We start from the raw sequence: 3,880 nt of genomic DNA on the forward strand, positions 1-3,880 counted from the left end.
AGGTTCTCCAGCACCGGCCGCGCCGTCTCCATCCGGCCGCTGGTGGCGATCGCCCAGGGGATGCCGGCCTCGGTCAGCCAGGCCAGCAGTTCGCGGGCGCCGGGCAGCGGCACGCTCTGCTCCGAATGCCGGTTGTAGGCCTCGGCGTGGCGGCGGCGCAGGCGCTCGACCCGCTCGTCGCTGATGTCGAGGCCGGTCTCGCGCAGCAGCATGTTGGTGAACAACCCGCCGCTCATGCCGATCTTGCGGTGGATGCGCCAGACCGACAGCTCGATGCCCTCGGCCTCCAGCGCCTCGCGCCAGGCCATGACGTGGTGGTAGACGCTGTCGACCAGGGTGCCGTCGAGGTCGAACAGGAACGAGGTCTGCTGGCGCATCCGGGCTCTCCTGGCTTCAGCGGGCGGGGTCGGGATGGTGCGGCACGAACAGCCGGCCGCGCTCGGTCCACAGCACCATCAGCAGGGCGGCGAGGCCCAGCCCGAAATAGCCGAAGCCGAGCGGCACCACCGTGCCGTCGAAGGCCTGGCCGACCAGGGCGCCCAGCGCGGCGCTGGCGATGGTGGTGTAGCTGCCGAACACCGACGACGCGGTGCCGGCGATGTCGCCCAGCGGCTCCATCGCCAAGGTGTTGAAGTTCGGCACGGTCAGGCTGAACAGGAACATGTTGGCGGCCAGCACAACGCCGAACAGGAACAAGGGCGGATGGCCGTTGAAGGCGAAGGCGATCGCCAGCTGGATCGCGCCGACGGCGACGAAGCCGCAGATGCCGGTGTGCGACATCCGGCGCATGCCCAGGCGGCGCACCAGCCGGGAGTTGAGGAAGGAGGCGAAGCCCATCACCGCGGCGATCAGGCCGAACGCCATCGGGAACATCGGCCCCAGCGCGTAGACATCGACCTCGAAGATCGCCTGGGACGAGCCGAGATAGCCCATCAGCGATCCCATCATCAGCCCCATGGCGGTGGCGTAGCCGATCGACACCCGGGTGGTGACGCAGCGCCGCATGGCGCCGAGGATGCCGGTGATCGAGAACTCCTTGCGGTATTCCGGGTGCAGCGTCTCCGGCATCCGCCGGTTGAACCAGACGATCTGCACCAGCGCCAGCACCAGCATGCTGACGAAGATCGCGTGCCAGCCGCCCATGAACAGGAAGGCCTGGCCGATCGCCGGGGCGAAGATCGGGACGATGATGAAGACCATCATGATCAGCGACATCACCCGCGCCATCTCGCGGCCGGAGAAGCGGTCGCGGACGATGGTGACGGTCAGCACGCGGGCGGCGGCCGCGCCCATGCCCTGCACGGCGCGGGCGATCAGCAGCCATTCGAAGCCGTGCGCGGCGATCGCCAGCACGCTGCCGACGCAATAGATCGACAGGCCGATCATCAGCGTCGTCCGCCGGCCGACGACGTCGGAGATCGGGCCGTAGACCAGCTGCATCACGCCGAAGCCGGCCATGTAGGCGGTCAGCACATATTGCAGCGCGTTGGGGTCGGCGATGCCGAGATCGGCCTGGATCGCGCCGAAGGCCGGCAGCAGGTTGTCGATCGACAGCGAGATCAGCGCCATCATGAAGGCGATCAGCCCGACGAATTCGACGAAGCCGGGCGCCGGCGTGGCGCGGCCCGCTGTCTTGCTGATTCCAGTGATCCTGCCGACGAAGGACATAAGGTCCAGTCTCGTTTCCACGCGGCACGACCCGGCCCCATCGCCGTGGTAAGCGATGCCGGTCGGGTGCTGCCCGCCCCTGCGGGGATGATGAGATACCAGAGTACTTTCGGCCGGGAACAGCATGGCTGCAAGGGCTTGCAGTGCAATGCTGCATCGCGCGGCAAGGACGGAAGTCCGATCCGGCGTCAGCCTGCCGCGGCCGAGCGCACGTCCCGCGCCGCGTCGCGCACCATGGCCATGAACACCTGGCCCGCGGCGGTGGCCGGCACCTCGGCCCGCATGGTCAGGCCGACCGGGCCGGTGGAATCGCCGTCATCGATCGCCAGTTCGGCCAGCACGCCCTCTTCCACATCCTGGGCCACGGCGCCGCGCGAGATGATCCAGACCGCATCGGTGCGGCGGGTGTAAGAGCGGCCGAAGGTGGGGGAGACGCTCTCGATCCGGTCGGGCAGCACCCCGACCCCGGCGGCGATCAGCAGCTTGTCGACCGTCGGCCCGATCACCGAGCCGGGCGGCGGCGCGATCACCGGGAAGCTGCCGATGTCGCGGATGGCCAGGGACGGACGGCTGAGCAGCGGATGGCCGGGGCGGACGGCGAAGGCGATGCGTTCGGAATAGAGATGCTCGAAGGACAGGCCGGTCATCTGCTCCGGCTCCGCCAGCCGGCCAAGCACGAGGTCGAGCTCGCCGACGCGCAGCTGGCCCAGCAGCATCTGGTTCGGGCCGTCGACCACGCGCACCACCACGCCGGGGCAGGCCGCGCGGAAGCGCTGCAGCGCCGCCGGCATCATCTGCGCCGCCACGGTCGGCAGCACCCCGACGCGCAGCAGCTCCTCCCCCGCCGCGCGGGCCCGCACCACGCTTTCGATGCCCTGGCGCAGGGCGGTGACGCTGGTGCCGGCATGGTGCAGGAAGGTCTTGCCGAAGGCGGTCAGCACCACGCCCTTGCGGCTGCGGTCGAACAGCGGAGCGCCCAGCGCCTCCTCCAGCTCGCGCAGGGTCTTGGACACTGCGGGCTGGCTGATCGACAGCGCATCGGCCGCCGCGACCACGCTGCGCAGCCGCGCCGCCTCCAGGAAGCATTGCAGGTGCCGGAACTTGATCCGCCGCTCGATCCCCGCCGCGCTGTCGCCGCGTTCTGCCATACTCATCCGGTTATGTTTCTCGGCCAATTCGTCATTTTACATAACCGTTGCCGCCGAGCACAGTCGGCTCACACACCCAGGCAGGACCAGGGAAAACGGCCAAGGATCGAGGGATGGACGCGGTCAAGGCAAACGGCATCGTGCTACACATCGAGGACAGGGGCCCGCGCGACGCGCCCACCCTGATCTTCGTCAATTCGGTCGGCACCGATTTCCGCATCTGGAATGCGGTGGTGCCGCTGTTCCCCAACCACTGGACCCTGCGCTACGACAAGCGCGGCCACGGCCTGTCGACCAGCGAGGGAGGCGACAGCATCGACGCCCATGCCGCCGATCTGGCGGCGCTGCTGGACGCCAGGGGCATCGGCCGCGCCACCGTCGTCGGCCTGTCGATCGGCGGCATGATCGCGCTCGGCCTCAGCCGGCTGCGGCCGGACCTCGTCGGCCGCCTGGTCCTGTGCGACACCGCCCACCGCATCGGCACGACGGAAAGCTGGCAGGCGCGCATCGATGCGATCCGTGCCGCCGGCGTCCCCAGCATCGCCGACGCGACAATGGAGCGCTGGTTCTCCGCCGCCTTCCGGGCAGAGCAGCCGGAGCTGGTGGCGATCGCCCGCGCCATGCTCAGCCGCACCCCGGCCGACGGCTATCTCGCTGCTTGTGCCGCGCTGCGCGACGGCGACCTGACCGCGGCGGCGCAGGCCGTGGCGGTGCCGACGCTGTGCCTGTGCGGCACCGCGGACACGGCGACGACGCCGGAGCTGGTGCGGTCGCTGGCCGCCCTGATCCCCGGCGCGCGCTACGCCGACATCCCGGGTGCCGGCCATATCCCGTGCATCGAGGCGCCGGACACCCTGGCCCGGCTGATCCGCGGCTTCATCGAGGAGGCGTCGCGTGGCTGAGAAGCTGTACGACGAGGGCATGAAGGTCCGCCGCCAGGTGCTGGGCGACGCCCATGTCGACCGCGCCCAGGCCCGGATCACGGAATTCGACGCGCCGTTCCAGGAGTTCATCACCAACGGCGCCTGGGGTGGGGTGTGGACCCGGCCGCAGCTGACCCATCG

At 69.9% G+C, this 3,880-nt stretch carries 4 protein-coding genes; 1 reads left to right on the forward strand and 3 read right to left on the reverse strand.

Annotation, left to right across the window (positions count from 1 at the left end; all coding sequences use genetic code 11):
• The 3 genes from AC3XYG_RS10395 to pcaQ all read right to left on the reverse strand — a co-directional run.
• A partial coding sequence (locus AC3XYG_RS10395; RefSeq protein ID WP_489139754.1) for an HAD family hydrolase occupies positions 1–377 on the reverse strand: 377 nt, incomplete at its 3' end.
• Between the two features lie 16 nt (positions 378–393).
• On the reverse strand, positions 394–1,668 hold the full coding sequence (locus tag AC3XYG_RS10400) for a multidrug effflux MFS transporter (RefSeq protein WP_489139755.1): 1,275 nt from the start codon (positions 1,666–1,668) through the stop codon (positions 394–396).
• Between the two features lie 188 nt (positions 1,669–1,856).
• A complete protein-coding gene (gene pcaQ, locus AC3XYG_RS10405; protein ID WP_489139756.1) occupies positions 1,857–2,822 on the reverse strand; it encodes a pca operon transcription factor PcaQ in 966 nt (321 codons plus the stop codon).
• Between the two features lie 107 nt (positions 2,823–2,929).
• Between pcaQ and pcaD the strand changes: the two genes are divergently transcribed.
• Positions 2,930–3,718 carry a 3-oxoadipate enol-lactonase gene (gene pcaD, locus AC3XYG_RS10410; protein WP_489139757.1) on the forward strand — a complete coding sequence of 263 codons (789 nt, stop codon included), beginning with the start codon at positions 2,930–2,932 and terminating at the stop codon, positions 3,716–3,718.
• The last annotated feature ends 162 nt before the right edge of the window (positions 3,719–3,880 follow it).

The organism is Inquilinus sp. (assembly GCF_057815775.1).

Bases quoted from the DNA above. Each gene is read 5' to 3' on its own strand.
- AC3XYG_RS10400 (WP_489139755.1), bottom strand. From the start codon at position 1,668: ATGTCCTTCGTCGGCAGGATCACTGGAATCAGCAAGACAGCGGGCCGC.
- pcaQ (WP_489139756.1), bottom strand. From the start codon at position 2,822: ATGAGTATGGCAGAACGCGGCGACAGCGCGGCGGGGATCGAGCGGCGG.
- pcaD (WP_489139757.1), top strand. From the start codon at position 2,930: ATGGACGCGGTCAAGGCAAACGGCATCGTGCTACACATCGAGGACAGG.